Origin of the sequence: Pseudomonas sp. v388 (genome assembly GCF_003935425.1) — a bacterium.
In the GTDB taxonomy this organism is placed as follows: Bacteria; Pseudomonadota; Gammaproteobacteria; order Pseudomonadales; family Pseudomonadaceae; genus Aquipseudomonas.
On sequence record NZ_RHQN01000004.1, the window covers coordinates 472,138 to 487,708 of the forward strand.

General features: G+C 60.8%; 14 protein-coding genes and 1 rRNA gene. 11 read left to right on the forward strand and 4 right to left on the reverse strand.

All coding sequences use genetic code 11. The features are described from left to right. Positions 1-29 precede the first annotated feature (29 nt). Both EGJ27_RS12830 and EGJ27_RS12835 read left to right on the forward strand, forming a co-directional pair. The gene (locus EGJ27_RS12830) at positions 30-2,129 is read left to right on the forward strand and encodes a TonB-dependent siderophore receptor (protein WP_371920852.1); all 2,100 of its coding nucleotides are present in this window, start codon (positions 30-32) and stop codon (positions 2,127-2,129) included. A gap of 159 nt (positions 2,130-2,288) precedes the next feature. Continuing rightward, positions 2,289-2,591: a hypothetical protein gene (locus tag EGJ27_RS12835; RefSeq protein ID WP_125831110.1), complete on the forward strand. Its 303-nt coding sequence runs from the start codon at positions 2,289-2,291 to the stop codon at positions 2,589-2,591. An 11-nt stretch (positions 2,592-2,602) separates the two neighbouring features. Here EGJ27_RS12835 and EGJ27_RS12840 read toward each other — a convergent pair whose 3' ends face one another. Continuing rightward, positions 2,603-3,127, reverse strand: coding sequence for a nuclear transport factor 2 family protein (locus EGJ27_RS12840; protein WP_218568055.1), 525 nt, complete (start codon positions 3,125-3,127; stop codon positions 2,603-2,605). 217 nt (positions 3,128-3,344) lie between these two features. On the opposite strand from EGJ27_RS12840, the gene EGJ27_RS12845 reads away from it, so the two are divergent. From EGJ27_RS12845 to EGJ27_RS12860, 4 genes are all read left to right on the forward strand, one after another. Next, a complete protein-coding gene (locus EGJ27_RS12845) occupies positions 3,345-4,259 on the forward strand; it encodes an AraC family transcriptional regulator (RefSeq protein ID WP_256672794.1) in 915 nt (304 codons plus the stop codon). 121 nt (positions 4,260-4,380) lie between these two features. Continuing rightward, positions 4,381-4,731 (forward strand): metalloregulator ArsR/SmtB family transcription factor, encoded by a 351-nt coding sequence (locus EGJ27_RS12850; RefSeq protein ID WP_125831111.1) that lies wholly within the window; start codon positions 4,381-4,383, stop codon positions 4,729-4,731. A gap of 22 nt (positions 4,732-4,753) precedes the next feature. Continuing rightward, positions 4,754-6,043 carry an arsenic transporter gene (locus tag EGJ27_RS12855; RefSeq protein ID WP_125831112.1) on the forward strand — a complete coding sequence of 430 codons (1,290 nt, stop codon included), beginning with the start codon at positions 4,754-4,756 and terminating at the stop codon, positions 6,041-6,043. Positions 6,044-6,052: 9 nt separating this feature from the next. Then, a complete protein-coding gene (locus EGJ27_RS12860) occupies positions 6,053-6,523 on the forward strand; it encodes an arsenate reductase ArsC (protein WP_125831113.1) in 471 nt (156 codons plus the stop codon). Positions 6,524-6,628: 105 nt separating this feature from the next. Here the strand turns inward: EGJ27_RS12860 and EGJ27_RS12865 are convergent, their stop codons facing one another. Then, the gene (locus EGJ27_RS12865; RefSeq protein ID WP_125831114.1) at positions 6,629-7,249 is read right to left on the reverse strand and encodes a TetR/AcrR family transcriptional regulator; all 621 of its coding nucleotides are present in this window, start codon (positions 7,247-7,249) and stop codon (positions 6,629-6,631) included. A gap of 161 nt (positions 7,250-7,410) precedes the next feature. On the opposite strand from EGJ27_RS12865, the gene EGJ27_RS12870 reads away from it, so the two are divergent. Further along, entirely contained in the window at positions 7,411-8,409 is a 999-nt protein-coding gene (locus tag EGJ27_RS12870) for a hypothetical protein (RefSeq protein WP_125831115.1), read from the forward strand. Positions 8,410-8,547: 138 nt separating this feature from the next. On the opposite strand, the gene EGJ27_RS12875 is transcribed toward EGJ27_RS12870, so the two are convergent. Beyond that, positions 8,548-9,732: a XylR family transcriptional regulator gene (locus tag EGJ27_RS12875; protein ID WP_125831116.1), complete on the reverse strand. Its 1,185-nt coding sequence runs from the start codon at positions 9,730-9,732 to the stop codon at positions 8,548-8,550. A 133-nt stretch (positions 9,733-9,865) separates the two neighbouring features. On the opposite strand from EGJ27_RS12875, the gene xylA reads away from it, so the two are divergent. The 4 genes from xylA (at position 9,866) to EGJ27_RS12895 (ending at position 15,219) form a co-directional block, all read left to right on the forward strand. Continuing rightward, positions 9,866-11,182 carry a xylose isomerase gene (gene xylA / locus EGJ27_RS12880; RefSeq protein ID WP_125831117.1) on the forward strand — a complete coding sequence of 439 codons (1,317 nt, stop codon included), beginning with the start codon at positions 9,866-9,868 and terminating at the stop codon, positions 11,180-11,182. A 141-nt stretch (positions 11,183-11,323) separates the two neighbouring features. Continuing rightward, the gene (xylF, locus tag EGJ27_RS12885) at positions 11,324-12,325 is read left to right on the forward strand and encodes a D-xylose ABC transporter substrate-binding protein (protein ID WP_125831118.1); all 1,002 of its coding nucleotides are present in this window, start codon (positions 11,324-11,326) and stop codon (positions 12,323-12,325) included. 200 nt (positions 12,326-12,525) lie between these two features. After that, positions 12,526-14,082: a D-xylose ABC transporter ATP-binding protein gene (xylG, locus tag EGJ27_RS12890; protein WP_125831119.1), complete on the forward strand. Its 1,557-nt coding sequence runs from the start codon at positions 12,526-12,528 to the stop codon at positions 14,080-14,082. Continuing rightward, positions 14,083-15,219, forward strand: a complete 1,137-nt coding sequence (locus EGJ27_RS12895) for a sugar ABC transporter permease (RefSeq protein WP_125831120.1) — start codon at positions 14,083-14,085, stop codon at positions 15,217-15,219. A 100-nt stretch (positions 15,220-15,319) separates the two neighbouring features. Here the strand turns inward: EGJ27_RS12895 and rrf are convergent. Beyond that, positions 15,320-15,435: ribosomal RNA gene (rrf, locus tag EGJ27_RS12900) — 5S ribosomal RNA — on the reverse strand. Positions 15,436-15,571: the final 136 nt, after the last annotated feature.

Genomic DNA, 15,571 nt, shown 5'->3' on the forward strand with positions numbered 1-15,571 from the left:
CCATATCCACCACTCTCAGGAAACAACCTTTGAAACCTCGACTCTCCACTCGCCTGTTGCTCGTCGGTGCCTGCGGCGCTCTGCCGCTGGTCCATGCTGCCGATGAAATCACCCTGCCTGAAACACAGATCCAGAGCAGCAGCCAACAGGCGGACGGCCAGAGCCGCGGCTATCAGGGCAAACCGGTTGCCAGCACCACACGTTTGGGCCTGACGGACAAGGAAACGCCGCAGGCAGTCACCACCGTCACGCGCGATCAGATCGACGACTTCAAACTCAACGGTATTCGCGACGCCTTGCGTGCGGCCCCTTCGGTCACTGTCGAGCAGATTGAAACCGATCGCACGGAATTCACCTCCCGCGGCTTCACCATCGACAGTTTCGAGTACGACGGCATGGGCATGCCGTTCGCCGGCGGCACACTGGTCGGCGAGCAGGACCTGGCGGAATACGAGCAGATCGACGTGCTGCACGGCGCCAACGGGTTGATGAGCGGCACCGGCAATCCGTCGGCAACGGTCAATTTCGTGCGCAAGCGGCCGACCGACACGTTCCAGGCCAGGATCGGCGCCAGCGCCGGCTCCTGGGACAACCGCCGCATCGAGGCAGACGTTTCCGGGCCGCTGACTCCGACCGGCAACGTGCGCGGCCGCTTCATCTATGCCCACGACAAGGGCAACTCGTATCTCGACCGCTACAGCCATGAACTCAACGTGGCGGCCGGTCTGTTGGCGTTCGATCTGTCGGATGCGGATACGCTCACCGTAGGTTTTTCCCAGCACAACAGCGACGCCAACGGCAGCACCTGGGGCAACCTGCCGCTGGTGGACAGCTCCGGTAACGCGATTCACTACAGCAGCCGCAGCTCCAGCATCGGCCAGGACTGGACCTACTGGAACCTGCATACCCAGCGCGCTTTCGCCGAGCTGAACCATGATTTCGGCAACGGCTGGAACGGCAAGGTCACAGTGACTGGTGTCACCCAGTACCAGGACACCGACATGTACTACATCTCCAGCGTGACGGGTGATGTGGGTTCCAGCTACGCCACCGACACCTCCAGCAAGGAGCATCAACTGGTCGGCGAAGCACAGGTCTCGGGGCCGTTCAGCCTGTTCGGCCGCGAGCATCAACTGACGTTCGGCGCGAACTACGGTCGCACTCATCACAAGGAGCGTGCCTACAACATCAACGACTCCGGTTACTACTCGACCAACCTGTCCGACGCCCTGGCCGGCAACATTCCGCGACCGGGGCTGGACTACACCGACGCCGACAACATGGGCAACTTCCAGGACACCCAGAAAAGCCTGTATGCCGGTGCGCGTTTCAGTCTGCTGGATGACCTGCACTGGATCATCGGCGCCCGCATGCTCAGCGCTGACGGCAAAGGCGAAAACTATGGCGCGTCGCATCACACCCGCGAGCACGGCAAGGTCACCCCGTACACCGGGCTGGTCTACGACCTGAATGACCAATGGAGCGTTTATGGCAGCTGGACCCAGATCTACAGCCCGCAATACGTGCTCGGCACCGATGGCAGCCTGATCGATCCGCTGGAAGGGACCAGCATGGAAGTCGGCGTGAAAGGCAATGTCCTGGATGAGCGCCTGAACCTGACTGCCGCGCTGTTCAAGACCAAGCAGCAGAACGTGACCGAATATGCCGGTCAAGTGGGCACTCAGTACATCTACAACGGCGTGGACTACAAGAGCCATGGCATCGAACTTCAGGCAGCCGGCGAAGCCCTGCCCGGCCTGGATCTGCTGGCCGGCTACACCTTCGTGAAGATCGAAGACCCCAACGGCGATGAAGCCCGCAAGTATGTACCGACTCACAGCGTGCGCGGCATGGCGACCTATCGCCTGCCAGGCCTGCCGCAAGTCAAGGTGGGCGGTCGTCTGAGCTGGCAGAGCGGCGTGCAGGATGAAACCAACAGCGCAGCGCGGCAGAACGCCTACGCGCTGGTGGACCTGCTGACCAGCTACGACATCGACGAGCACTGGAACACGTCGCTGAACCTGAACAACCTCACCGACCGCAAATACCTGATGTCGCTCAAAAGCGGCACCAGCGCCAACTACGGCGCACCGCGCAATCTGACCGCGTCGGTTACCTGGAAGTATTGATTCGGCCATGCTGCTGGGCCTGGCGTTGCCGAGCCCGGCAGCCTGTCGATGCGCCTTTCCCCCGATCCGCCGAACTGCATCCAAGATCCGCGTCGCAACGTCTAACCTGTTCAGGGCCCAAAACAGACACTCTTCATCCTTTGGATACGGGGAAACAGGATGAACGACTCAACAGCGCCCCCTTGCCCGTCGTGGGCCTTGGCCTGGCTGCTCGCTCTCAACGTGGCGCTCGCGGCCGGATGCTCCGGCAAAGCCGTCGTCACCCGCCATTACGTTCCCCTTGTCGGCTCGAACTGTTACGCCAAGGCACTGCCCAGCAATGGTGTGGGCGGCCTGGCCTGGGGGTCGACGCTGAGCATCGCGCGTCAGAAATCCCTTAATAACTGCATGCGCTACGCGGGTCGATCCGGCGGCACGCCCCATACCTGTCAGGTGGTGAAGGCCGAATGCAAAAATCGCTAGGACTGACGAGGTTACTCGCTCGCCGTCGCCGGAATCCGCCGCAGCACATCGTCGTAAGGCGTGAGGTCGAGAAACGCGGTGACCTCCACCGCCTTGCCGTCTTGCATGCGAAAAATCCACGCATAGCTATTGTGGTAGGGCTGGCCGTCGCGTGCGGTGGCCTTGCCGTCCCAGTGGATGACTACGTGATCGCCATCGGCCCACACCTGTTTGCTGACCGGTCTTACCGGACTGGACAGGCGGGATACGAAGGGGCGCACAGCCTGCTCGATAAAGCGGTCGCGGCCCTGGAAGTGGCCGGCGCTGGGGCCGGAGCCTTTGATGGTCCAACTGACGTCCGGTGCCACAATATCGCTGAAGAACGTGGTGCCGCCTGCGGCCCAGCGGTCGAACGCCTGGTTGACGATCTGCTTGTTACGGACCTCGGCGCTGGCCGCCGAATCGGCACTGGCCATGCTCGACAGCAAGACACTGCTCAGCAGAACCGGGGATGCAAGCATGAACCATCGGGCACGCCAGGAACGTAATGAACGCATGATAAGTACTCCTTGAGGTCATGGGCAGGGGATGAGTCTGCGCTGGAACGCGCGGTCGGCTGTAGCCGGATTGTCCGGTGTCCTTGTACGATCATCCGGCTGGCACACAGATACGGCGCCGATTTGCCTGCAGGAGCGAGCTTGCTCGCGACGGGCCCGGAACGGATATGCAACACTGGTCTTTCGTCGCCGGTATGCGTGGAATGAATACACACGAATGAACACAGGAGAAGGCATGGACTCCCTGGAGATACTGGTCGATATCATCGCTCGTCACGCGCCTGCCGACGGCGTCTATCAAACCACCATTCCGGGCGTCAGCCTGGTTCGTTCGGCCGCACCGACCATGCCCATGCCGGCGGTCTACGAGCCGACGCTGTGTCTGGTCGCCCAAGGGCGCAAGCAAGCGATGCTCGGCACCACGGCCTATGTCTATGACCCTGCAAAATACCTGGTGGCGTCCGTGGAGTTGCCGGTGATGGGTTCGGTCATCGTCGCGAGCCAGACGCAGCCTTACCTGTGCCTGGTCCTCAATCTGGATATGACCGAACTGAGTGACCTGGCCCTGCGCTATCCGACTCAGGAGCAGAACCCCGACGTGCCCGTGACGGGCATTGCGCTGAACGACACCAGCCCCGAACTGCTGGATGCGGCGGTACGGCTCGCCAGATTGCTGGACACGCCCGAGGATATCGACGCGCTGGCGCCGCTGGTGGTTCGCGAAATGCTGTATCGGCTGCTGACCGGCAACGGCAATAGCCTGATCCGGCAGCTGGCCCGCGCCGACAGTCGCCTGAATCAGATCGCCAAAGCCATTGCCTGGTTGCGCAGCCACTACAGCGAACCCTGCCGGATCGACGACATTGCCGATCTTGCAGGCATGAGCCGCTCGACGTTCCACACCCATTTCAAGGCGGTCACGTCGATGAGCCCGTTGAAATTCCGTGGCCAGTTGCGCCTTCAGGAAGCCCGCCGGCTGATGGTAGCCGAAGCGCTGGACGCCGCAGACGCCGGCTACCGGGTCGGCTATGAAAGCCCGTCGCAATTCAGCCGCCATTACCTGCGCATGTTCGGGCTGCCTCCTGCCCGGGATGCGTGGCGGTTGCGCGGCGCGACGCAGGCGACGGGCTGATCACTCACGCCTGAGGCGCTCTGCGCTGCCCGTGCTCTGATGCTCAAGCGATTTTGCATAAACAGGCGCCGTGTGTTTATATCTGGATATTCGTTTATCCACATATACTGAGTCGCGCGTCATGCCGCTGGCACCCCACACCTTCTTCAAATGCCTGGGCGACGAGACCCGCGCCCGGATCATGCTCATGCTTTCTACCGAGGGCGAGCTGTGCGTTTGCGAGTTGATCTGGGCGCTGGATGACAATCAGTCAAAGGTGTCAAGGCACCTGGCGCAGCTTCGCGCCTGCGGATTGCTGGCCGATCGCCGGCAAGGTCAGTGGGTTTACTACCGATTGCATCCGGCGCTCGAACAATGGGCACTGGATGTTCTGCAAATAACCGCGCAAGCCCACCCGTCCTGGCTCCACGACCAGCAAGGACGGTTGGCTTGCATGCAAGACAGGCCTGTACGCCAGGCCTCTTGCTGCTGACCTTCTGATCCGGAACCCAAGCATGCTCATTGCCGCGTCGATTTTTGTACTAACGCTTCTGCTCGTCATTTGGCAGCCGGCCGGTCTGGGCGTCGGCTGGAGTGCGACAGCCGGCGCCCTGCTGGCACTGCTGACGGGTGTGGTCAGCCTGGGTGATGTCCCGGTGGTGTGGCATATCGTCTGGAACGCGACCGCGACCTTCATTGCCGTGATCATCATCAGCCTGCTGCTTGATGAAGCAGGGTTCTTCAACTGGGCGGCGCTGCATGTCGCCCGCTGGGGAGGCGGGAAAGGCCGACGTCTTTTTGCCTTGATGATCTTGCTCGGCGCAGCCGTTTCAGCCCTGTTCGCCAACGACGGGGCCGCACTTATCCTTACCCCCATCGTCATAGCGATGCTGACAGCGCTGCGCTTCAGCCCTGCCTCCACACTGGCATTCGTGATGGCGGCAGGGTTCATCGCTGACACTGCCAGCCTGCCGATGGTGGTATCCAATCTGGTGAACATCGTTTCAGCGGACTTCTTCGACGTGGGTTTCGCACGATACGCCTCGGTAATGTGGCCGGTAAATCTCGTGGCGGTCGCCGCCACTCTGCTCATGCTCTGGCTTTTTTATCGCAAGGACATTCCCGCACTTTATGACCCCGCCCAACTGGAGCGACCACAGGCCGCTGTTCGTGACCGCGCGACCTTCATAGCCGGCTGGTGGGTACTCGCTCTGCTGCTGGCGGGCCTGTTCGCGCTGGAACCTATGGGCATCCCTGTCAGTGCCGTTGCCGCAGCGTGCGCAGTGATCCTGCTGATCATTGCCGGCAGAGGGCACATCATTTCCACCCGCAAGGTCATCAGGCACGCGCCTTGGGAAATCGTCGTGTTTTCGCTGGGTATGTACCTGGTGGTCTATGGCCTTCGCAACCAGGGACTGACCGACGCGCTTTCAGACGTGCTGACCATTTTTGCAGAGCACGGTGTCTGGGCTGCAACCGTAGGGACGGGAATCACCGCGGCGCTGTTGTCCTCGGTCATGAACAACATGCCCAGTGTGCTGATTGGCGCCTTGTCCATTCAGGGAAGTGGTGCGACGGGGCTGGTGCGGGAGGCGATGATCTACGCCAACGTCATCGGCTGCGATCTGGGACCGAAGATCACTCCCATCGGCAGTCTGGCCACACTGCTGTGGCTTCACGTTCTGGCGCAAAAGAATATCCGTATCACTTGGGGCTATTACTTGCGAGTCGGCAGCATCCTCACCTTGCCCATCCTGCTTGCGACGCTGGCGGCTCTGGCACTGCGCCTGAGCATTCCCCTCTAGGAGACATCCATGAAAGTGTTGTTCATGTGCACGGCCAACAGCTGCCGGAGCGTTCTTTCTGAAGGGTTGTTCAATCACCTGGCACCGGAGGGTTTTTGCGCGGTGAGCTCGGGAAGTTTTCCCAGTGGGGTGCTCAATCCGCGCGCCATCGACACTCTGCAAAAGCTGGAAATTGACACCGCAGGTCTCTACAGCAAAGGCTCGGACGTCTTTTGCGATTCCCCACCGGATGTGGTGATCACTGTCTGCGACAAAGCAGGAGGCGAACCTTGCCCGGTCTTCTTCGGTCCAGCCGTCAAAAGCCACTGGGGTCTGGCCGATCCTTCCGATGTGCAGGGAACAGCCGCGCAGGTGCAGGCGGCATTCGATGCCACAGTCGTACACATCAGAAGACGCCTCGAAGCATTCTTCAGGCTCGATCATTGCGCACTGACACCAGAGCAGTTCAAGCGTGAGCTGGATCGTATAGGAGAGCTGTGATGAGCCAATTCACTTCACGAGGACGGCGCGCGAGCGCTCCTTCAGCAGGCTGCTGACCCCGGAAGCTGCGCGCAGCGGCCCGTTGCGATCCTCGCCTCTTGCGTTTCACTGTACCGTTTTGCCCAACGCGCCGCCGATCAGTGAGGCAAACGCCTCGCACGCCTGGGGCTCGTCGACACTGCCGCGCACCACCGCTGCCGCAAGCGCCTCACCCGCGGCCACCAAGCCGACGCAGCAGCGTTGCAGTTGCTCTGCCGGCAACCTGCTGTGCGGTTTCAATACCGCCACGAACATCTGAACGCAGTTTTCCAGCAACTCCTGAAACACCAGTGCTTTTTCTTCGCTGCCGGCCAACGCGGCGCCGACCGCGTGTACCTCTCCATTCATGTCGGCGGCACACCGGATGTAGGCAATGGCGAGCATGTCCACGGCTTCATCAGCGCTATGCTCGCCGACCGCCATTGCGTCCTGAAACAGCCTGATCTGCTCCAGATCCATCCATCGATACAGCTCGATCAACAGCGCAGACCGAGAAGGGAAGTGATCGTAGACCACGGGTTTGGAGACCCCTGCGCATATGGCCAGGTGGCCAAGGGTCAGCCGGTCGGCCCCCTCCTCCCGGACGATCAGCCGCGCGTTCTCCAGTAACTGGAGCTTGCGCTGCGCTTTGGATAACCGTCGCCCACCGGTTTCCTGCGCAACCGCATCCTGCTTGCCGTGGTTCATTTCATCCGATTCCTTTGCATTCCTACCTTTAGTAGGCTAAACCTTGTCAGGTCACCTACCAAAAGTAGGTTAACCCCGAAGAAGCCGTCTTTCAATGCCGCGATACTGGCCCGAGCCACCGGAACGCTTCTTCGCCCCGTAATCAACTCGAGGATTACATCATGACAACATCACCCATACTTTTCGTCGGCGGATCAGGCGTGGTCGGTCGCGCAGCCGTCAAGTGGTTTCGCAAGCGCCATCCTGACCTTTGCGTACTCATTGGCGGACGCAACGTGCAGGCCGCCACCGAGTTCGCCGAACAAGTGGGCGCTGCTCGCGCTGTCGCCATCGACCTCGACAAGCCGCAAATGGGCCTGGATGACGACATCCGCGCAGGCGGCGTGATGATGCTCGGCCCTGACGATGCGCTCAACGGTTTACGGTACGCACAGGAGCACGGCGTGCCTTACCTGAATATCGGCAACGGGCTGGTGGAAATGGGGCCGGAGGTGGCGCATTTCGCGCATCGGCCCAAAGCCGCGCCGGTGGTGCTGGCCAGCCAATGGGCGGCCGGCGCAGCAGTGTTTCTGGCGCTCGACAGTGCCAGGGATCTCGACCGCGTCCAATCGATCCGCATCGGCGTGCTGCTCGACAGCGAAGACCCGGCCGGGCCATTGGCTTATGAAGACATGGAGCGCACTTCCGCGCCCGCCACGCTGGTCTTCAAGGAGGGTCGCAGAACGTGGATCAGCGAAGAGGACGCCAAAGGCACTTTCTCGGCCATCGACGGGCGAGTGCTGACCGCTGATGCCTACTCGCCTTTCGACATCATCAGTCTGCATGCAGCCACCGCCGCGGCCGACATTCGCCTGGATCTGATCACCGACGAATCGTCCAGTCGCCGCAAAGGCGGACCGGCCGCGGCCGAGATTGTCGTGGAGGTCGAAGGCGCCCGCAACGGGCAGACCGCGCATGTGCGCTCAACACTGGAGTTCAAGCACGGCCAGGCATCGCTCACCGGGCTGTGTGCGGTGCTCTCCCTTTCCGCCGCCTTGGGGTTGCACAAAGGTGCTCCCGCACTCCCCGGCCTTTATCTGCCTGAACTGCTTTCGGAACCGCAATGGTTTCTGAATGAACTGCGTGCTGAAGGCGCAACTTTGAGCCGTACCCAGCCATAGTCCGATTCTTGTTCAAGAAGTTTGCCGCTAACCCGCTCATCGTCGAGCGGGTTCACCATTCGGCAAATATATAACCCAGCCAGCGCTGCAGCGGCAAAACGCGCGGAGTGCGATTCCAGATCGTGTTGCCCTGACCACTCAAAACGCTGCAGCAGCACCGTGCTGGTACTCACGCGGCGTGCATCCGAATTCGCGACGAAAGACGGTGTGCAAGTACTGCGCAGACTTGAAGCCGCAGAGGCGAGCCGTGTCGGCAATGGTTGAAGCAGGGTTCTTCAACCCGTTGGCGGCGGCCGCCAGCTTGAAGCGCAGGATCTCGTCATGCACGGTGCAGCCTCGCACTTTGCGAAAGTGCGATTCCAGGGACGAACGCGACACGCCGACATAAGCCGCCACCTGCGCGGTCTTGATGCCCTGGCAGGCATACTGGCGAATGAACAGCAGCGCCTGCATCACGTAGGGGTCGCCCAATGGTTGGTGCAGGCTCGACACTTGCACGTTGATCGAATCAGGCGGGATCAGGATCTGTGTCCCGGCGCACGGCATGCCGTGCAGCATCTGATGCAGCAGGCGCGCGGCGGTGCGGCCCATGGTTTCGGTGCCCTGACTGACGGAACTGAGCGGCACGCGGGTCAGGCTGCGGGTCAGCGGATCATTGTCGATGCCGATCAGCGCCACCTGTTCCGGCACGGCGATCCCGGCGGTCAGGCAGGCTTGCAGCAGTTGCCGGGCGCGGGCGTCGGTAACCGCAATGATGCCGATGGGCTTGGGCAGGCTGCGCAGCCAGGCAACCAGTTGCTCGACAGCGCTGTCCCACAGCGGCGCGCTGGTGCCCATGCCCCGATAGACCTCGGCACGCACGCCATCGCGATGCATCAAGGTGCGAAAGGCTTTTTCCCGTTCCTGTGCCCAACGATTCGCCTGGGTTTCCGGCAGGCTGAAGCAGGCAAAGCGCATCAGCCCGGCCTCGACCAGATGCTCGTAGGCAAGTGTCATCAGCGCCTGGTTGTCGGTGGCGACGTATGGAATGCCCTTGGGGTAGGCGCGCTCGTCCTGATAGGAGCCGCCCACCGCTACCACCGGCAACCGAATGCCGGCCAGCGCCTCGCCGATCAACGGGTCGTCAAAGTCGGCAATGATGCCGTCACCTTGCCAGCGCTCGATGCCTTTCAACCGGCAGTTGAAATCCTCCTCGAGAAACAAGTCCCAGGATGCACGAGTACTGCTCAGGTAATTACCGATGCCGCTGATAATGCCGCGGTCATAAATCTTGCTGCCGTTGAACAACAGCGCAATGCGGTGCACGGGCGGTACGGTTTTCATTGTCATAGGCCCACGAGGTGATGGGCACAGCCTAGTTCAAAATCGCACCACCGCTTGGTGATTTTCGTAATCGGCAGCCGCAGGGCCGTTGCTAGTATCGAGACACCGCCAAGAACAAGAAAGGACATTGCCCATGCCGTACTTCCCACAGGTCGACCGGATTCGCTATGAAGGTCCCGCCAGCGATTCGCCCCTTGCTTTCCGCCACTATGACGCCGACCGGATCGTTCTGGGCAAACCCATGCGCGAGCACCTGCGCATGGCCGCCTGCTATTGGCACACCTTCGTGTGGCCCGGCTCGGATGTGTTCGGCGCAGGCACCTTCAAGCGTCCCTGGCAGCGCGCGGGCGAGCCGATGGAACTAGCCATCGCCAAGGCGGAGGCCGCTTTCGAGTTTTTCAGCAAACTGGGGATCGACTACTACTGCTTCCACGACACCGACGTTGCCCCGGAAGGCAGTTCGTTGAAGGAGTACCGCAACCACTTTGCGCAGATGATCGACCATCTGGAGCGCCATCAGGAACAGAGCGGGGTCAAGTTGTTGTGGGGCACGGCCAATTGCTTCAGCAACCCGCGCTTTGCCGCAGGCGCGGCCAGTAATCCGGACCCGGAAGTGTTCGCCTGCGCCGCTGCCCAGGTGTTCAGTGCGATGAACGCCACCCAGCGCCTTAAAGGCTCGAACTACGTGTTGTGGGGCGGCCGCGAAGGCTACGAAACATTGCTCAACACCGACCTGAAGCGCGAGCGCGAGCAGATGGGCCGTTTCATGCGCATGGTGGTCGAGCACAAGCACAAGATCGGGTTCAAGGGCGACCTGCTGATCGAGCCCAAGCCTCAGGAGCCGACCAAGCATCAATACGATTACGACAGCGCCACGGTATTCGGCTTTCTCCAGCAGTTCGGCCTGGAGAACGAGATCAAGGTCAATATCGAGGCCAACCACGCGACGCTGGCCGGCCACAGCTTCCACCATGAAATCGCGACTGCCGCCGCACTGGGAATTTTCGGCAGCATCGACGCCAATCGCGGTGACCCGCAGAACGGCTGGGATACCGACCAGTTTCCCAACAGTGTCGAAGAGATGACCCTGGCCACCTATGAAATCCTCAAGGCCGGTGGCTTCAGGAATGGCGGGTTCAACTTCGATTCCAAGGTCCGCCGCCAGAGCCTTGATGAGGTCGATCTGTTTCACGGCCATGTCGCGGCGATGGATGTCCTTGCCCTGTCCCTGGAACGTGCCGCCGCCATGTTGCAGAACGATCGCCTCCAGCAGTTCAAGGATCAGCGCTATGCCGGCTGGCAGCAGCCATTGGGTCAGGCACTGCTGGCCGGCGAGTACAGCCTGGAATCGCTGGCCGAGCATGCCTTCGCCAGCGAGCTGAACCCGCAACCCGTCAGCGGCCGGCAGGAAATGCTGGAAAACGTCGTCAACCAATTCATCTATCGCTGAGGGCCAGAGCCGGTCCGACGATCTGGTTACATTCACGCGACAAATCTGTGCCCCTGGCGCCTGGCGATTCTCTACAGTTCTACCGGCACGATACACATCGTCAGGCAGTGTCTTCGAACAACAATAAAAGGACGCACCACAATGAACACAGTTAAACGCACATTAATCGCCAGTGCTTTGGCGCTGCTGTCGATTCCGGCCATGGCCGATTCCGCCAACCCAAAGATCGGATTTTCCATCGATGACCTGCGACTGGAGCGTTGGTCTCGGGACCGCGACTACTTCGTTGCAGCGGCGGAAAAAATGAATGCCAAGGTGTTTGTGCAATCGGCCGATGCCAATGAGCAGAAGCAGATTTCCCAGATCGAGAACCTCATTTCCCGTGGCGTCGATGTGATCGTCATCGTGCCATTCAACGCCACCGTGCTGACCAATGCTGTCGCTGAAGCCAAGAAGGCCGGGATCAAGGTCGTGTCCTATGACCGCCTGATTCTCAACGCCGATGTCGATGCCTACATTTCCTTCGATAACGAAAAGGTCGGCGAGCTGCAAGCCGGCGGTGTGCTCCAGGCAGCGCCCAAGGGTAATTACTTTCTGCTGGGCGGCGCACCTACCGACAACAACGCCAAGATCCTGCGCGAAGGACAGATGAAGGTGCTGCAACCGGCCATCGACAAAGGGGATATCAAGATCGTCGGTCAGCAGTGGGTCAAGGAGTGGAACCCCACCGAAGCGTTGAGCATTGTCGAAAACGCCTTGACCCGGAATAACAACAAGATCGATGGCATCGTGGCCTCCAACGACGCCACTGCGGGCGGTGCGATCCAGGCACTGGCCGCGCAGAAGCTGGCCGGCAAGGTGCCGATTTCGGGGCAGGATGCCGATCTGGCAGCGGTCAGGCGCGTAATCGATGGCACTCAGACCATGACCGTCTACAAGCCACTGAAGCTGATCGCCTCCGAAGCCGCCAAACTGTCAGTGCAACTGGCACGTAACGAGAAACCTGCCTACAGCTCGCAGTACGACAACGGCAGCAAGAAGGTCGACACCATCCTGCTCACTCCAACGCCGCTGACCAAAGACAACATCGACCTGCTGGAAAAGGACGGGTTCTACACCAAGGCGCAGCTCGCCGGGAAGTGATCTGAGCGTTGCCCTTTGCTGAATGCCGGCTCTGCACGTGTAGGAGCGAGCTTGCTCGCGACGGCGATACCGAAGATGGCGGTTGTCCAGCCTGCATGGGTACTGGATGTAATTCCGTCTTCGTCGGATCGCCGCCCGGAACAAGTTCGCTCCTGCATGAGCTTCGGCTATTTCCGCCTGTTTATGTGTGAGCCCTCGTCATGTCCGACTATCTACTGCAAATGAACGGCATCGTTAAAACCTTTGGCGGTGTAAAAGCGCTCAACGGCATCGACATCAAGGTCAGGGCCGGTGAGTGCGTTGGTCTGTGCGGCGAGAACGGGGCCGGCAAGTCCACGCTGATGAAAGTGCTGTCGGCGGTCTACCCCCACGGCACGTGGGATGGCGAGATTGTCTGGGACGGCCGGCCGCTCAAGGCGCAGTCGATCAGCGAGACCGAAGCCGCCGGGATCGTCATCATCCACCAGGAACTGACGCTGGTTCCCGACCTGTCGGTGACCGAAAACATCTTCATGGGCCACGAACTGACGTTACCTGGTGGCCGCATGAATTACCCGGCCATGACCCGTCGTGCCGAAGCCCTGATGCGCGAACTGAAAGTGCCGGACATGAACGTGTCTCTGCCGGTCTCGCAATATGGCGGCGGCTACCAGCAACTGGTGGAAATCGCCAAGGCGCTGAACAAGCAGGCGCGCCTGCTGATTCTCGACGAGCCATCCTCGGCCCTGACCCGCTCGGAAATCGAGGTGCTGCTGGACATCATTCGCGACCTCAAGGCCAAGGGGGTTGCCTGCGTTTATATCTCGCACAAACTCGATGAAGTGGCTGCCGTGTGCGACACCATCTCGGTGATTCGTGACGGCAAACACATCGCGACCACGGCCATGGCCGACATGGACATCCCCAGAATCATCACCCAAATGGTCGGCCGGGAAATGAGCAACCTGTATCCCACCGAGCCGCACGACATTGGCGAAGTGATTTTCGAGGCGAGACACGTCACCTGCTACGACGTCGACACGCCGAAGCGAAAACGGGTCGACGACATTTCATTTGTACTCAAACGCGGCGAAATCCTGGGCATTGCCGGGCTGGTAGGCGCCGGGCGCACGGAGCTGGTCTCGGCACTCTTTGGTGCCTATCTCGGTCGCCACGAAGGAGAAGTCTGGCTGAACGGCCAACCGATCGACACCCGCACGCCACTCAAATCCATCCGCGCCGGGCTGTGCATGGTGCCTGAAGACCGCAAGCGCCAAGGCATCATCCCGGACCTGGGCGTCGGTCAGAACATTACGCTGGCGGTGCTGGACAACTACGCGAAGCTGACCCGGATCGACGCCGAAGCCGAACTGCACAGCATCGACCATGAAATCGCCCGCATGCACCTCAAGACCGCGAGCCCGTTCCTGCCTATCACCAGCCTGTCCGGCGGCAACCAGCAGAAGGCCGTGCTGGCCAAGATGCTGCTGACCAAACCCAAGGTGCTGATTCTCGACGAGCCCACGCGGGGCGTGGACGTCGGCGCCAAGTACGAGATCTACAAGCTGATGGGCGCCCTGGCGGCAGAAGGGGTGTCGATCATCATGGTGTCTTCGGAACTGGCCGAGGTGCTCGGTGTTTCAGACCGGGTGCTCGTGATCGGCGAAGGCCAGTTGCGCGGTGACTTCATCAATCACGAGCTGACTCAGGAACAGCTGCTTGCCGCCGCTCTCAGCCAACCCGCCGGCCACGACAATAACAATCGGAAGTCCGCCTAGATGAACCAGGTCAAACAGCTGTTCACCCGCTACAAAATGCTCGCGCTAGTGATCGCCGTGGCGATCATCTGGCTGTTCTTCAGCTGGCAGACCGAAGGCGGGTTTCTGACCCCGCGCAACCTTTCCAATCTGCTGCGCCAGATGTCCATTACCGGGATTCTGGCCTGCGGCATGGTGCTGGTGATCATCAGCGGCGAGATCGATCTCTCGGTCGGCTCATTGCTCGGCCTGCTGGGCGGCCTGGCGGCAATTCTCGACGTGATCTACCACATACCGCTGTTGGCGAACCTGAGTATCGTTGCGCTGTGCGGCCTGATGATCGGCCTCGCCAATGGCTACATGACCGCTTACCTGCGCATCCCGTCCTTCATCGTCGGACTGGGCGGCATGCTGGCGTTTCGCGGGATTCTGCTGGGGATCACCGGCGGGACGACCATCGCTCCGGTTTCGCCGGAACTGGTCTACATTGGCCAAGGCTACCTGCCGCATGCGGTCGGCGCTGGCCTGGGCATTGTGCTGTTCGCGTTGACCTTGTTCCTGACCTGGAAACAACGCCGCAATCGCGCCTTCCATGGCCTGGCGGCACATTCATGGGTGCGTGACATTCTGCGCATCGTACTGATTGGCGCGGTGCTGGCCGGGTTCGTCTATACGCTCAACAGTTACGACGGCATTCCCGTGCCAGTACTGCTGCTGCTGATTCTGTTGGGCGTGTTCAGCTACGTGACGAGCCAGACCGTGTTCGGGCGCCGGGTCTATTCGGTGGGCAGCAACATGGAAGCCACACGCCTCTCCGGTATCAACGTGCAGGCCGTGAAGCTGTGGATATTCGGCATCATGGGCCTGATGTGCGCCTTGGCCGGTGTCGTCAACACCGCACGCCTGGCCGCAGGATCGCCCTCGGCCGGCAGCATGGGCGAACTGGACGCCATCGCCGCCTGCTTCATCGGTGGCACCTCGATGCGCGGCGGCTCCGGCACCGTCTACGGCGCCTTACTCGGGGCACTGGTCATCACCAGCCTGGACAACGGCATGTCGATGCTGGATGTCGACAGCTACTGGCAGATGATCGTCAAAGGCAGCATCCTGGTACTGGCCGTATGGGTGGATGTGAGCACACGGGCTGGACGGCGTTGAGTGGGGGAAGCTGGCCGAGCGCGCGCCTACCGCAGGTACCTTCCTGAGCCTAAAAGACAAAACCCCTGACTGCATGCGCAATCAGGGGTTTCGGAATGAATCTTGACGATGACCTACTCTCACATGGGGAAACCCCACACTACCATCGGCGATACATCGTTTCACTGCTGAGTTCGGGATGGGATCAGGTGGTTCCAATGCTCTATGGTCGTCAAGAAATTCGGTGTGCCGGCGCGTCGGTTAGGACACTCCAGCGAATGGGCATGTGATGGTTTGTGAGTCGCAAATTTTCGGTGCGTGTCGTCTTCACAGTCACCGCAATCTGATCCCGTTCGGGTCGCAGATTGCTTGG

What these genes read in the sequence shown, in the direction of transcription:
- EGJ27_RS12835 (WP_125831110.1), top strand. Translation starts at nt 2,289, where the DNA reads ATGAACGACTCAACAGCGCCCCCTTGCCCGTCGTGGGCCTTGGCCTGG.
- EGJ27_RS12840 (WP_218568055.1), bottom strand. Translation starts at nt 3,127, where the DNA reads ATGCGTTCATTACGTTCCTGGCGTGCCCGATGGTTCATGCTTGCATCC.
- EGJ27_RS12845 (WP_256672794.1), top strand. Translation starts at nt 3,345, where the DNA reads ATGAACACAGGAGAAGGCATGGACTCCCTGGAGATACTGGTCGATATC.
- EGJ27_RS12850 (WP_125831111.1), top strand. Translation starts at nt 4,381, where the DNA reads ATGCCGCTGGCACCCCACACCTTCTTCAAATGCCTGGGCGACGAGACC.
- EGJ27_RS12855 (WP_125831112.1), top strand. Translation starts at nt 4,754, where the DNA reads ATGCTCATTGCCGCGTCGATTTTTGTACTAACGCTTCTGCTCGTCATT.
- EGJ27_RS12860 (WP_125831113.1), top strand. Translation starts at nt 6,053, where the DNA reads ATGAAAGTGTTGTTCATGTGCACGGCCAACAGCTGCCGGAGCGTTCTT.
- EGJ27_RS12865 (WP_125831114.1), bottom strand. Translation starts at nt 7,249, where the DNA reads ATGAACCACGGCAAGCAGGATGCGGTTGCGCAGGAAACCGGTGGGCGA.
- EGJ27_RS12870 (WP_125831115.1), top strand. Translation starts at nt 7,411, where the DNA reads ATGACAACATCACCCATACTTTTCGTCGGCGGATCAGGCGTGGTCGGT.
- EGJ27_RS12875 (WP_125831116.1), bottom strand. Translation starts at nt 9,732, where the DNA reads ATGAAAACCGTACCGCCCGTGCACCGCATTGCGCTGTTGTTCAACGGC.
- xylA (WP_125831117.1), top strand. Translation starts at nt 9,866, where the DNA reads ATGCCGTACTTCCCACAGGTCGACCGGATTCGCTATGAAGGTCCCGCC.
- xylF (WP_125831118.1), top strand. Translation starts at nt 11,324, where the DNA reads ATGAACACAGTTAAACGCACATTAATCGCCAGTGCTTTGGCGCTGCTG.
- xylG (WP_125831119.1), top strand. Translation starts at nt 12,526, where the DNA reads ATGTCCGACTATCTACTGCAAATGAACGGCATCGTTAAAACCTTTGGC.
- EGJ27_RS12895 (WP_125831120.1), top strand. Translation starts at nt 14,083, where the DNA reads ATGAACCAGGTCAAACAGCTGTTCACCCGCTACAAAATGCTCGCGCTA.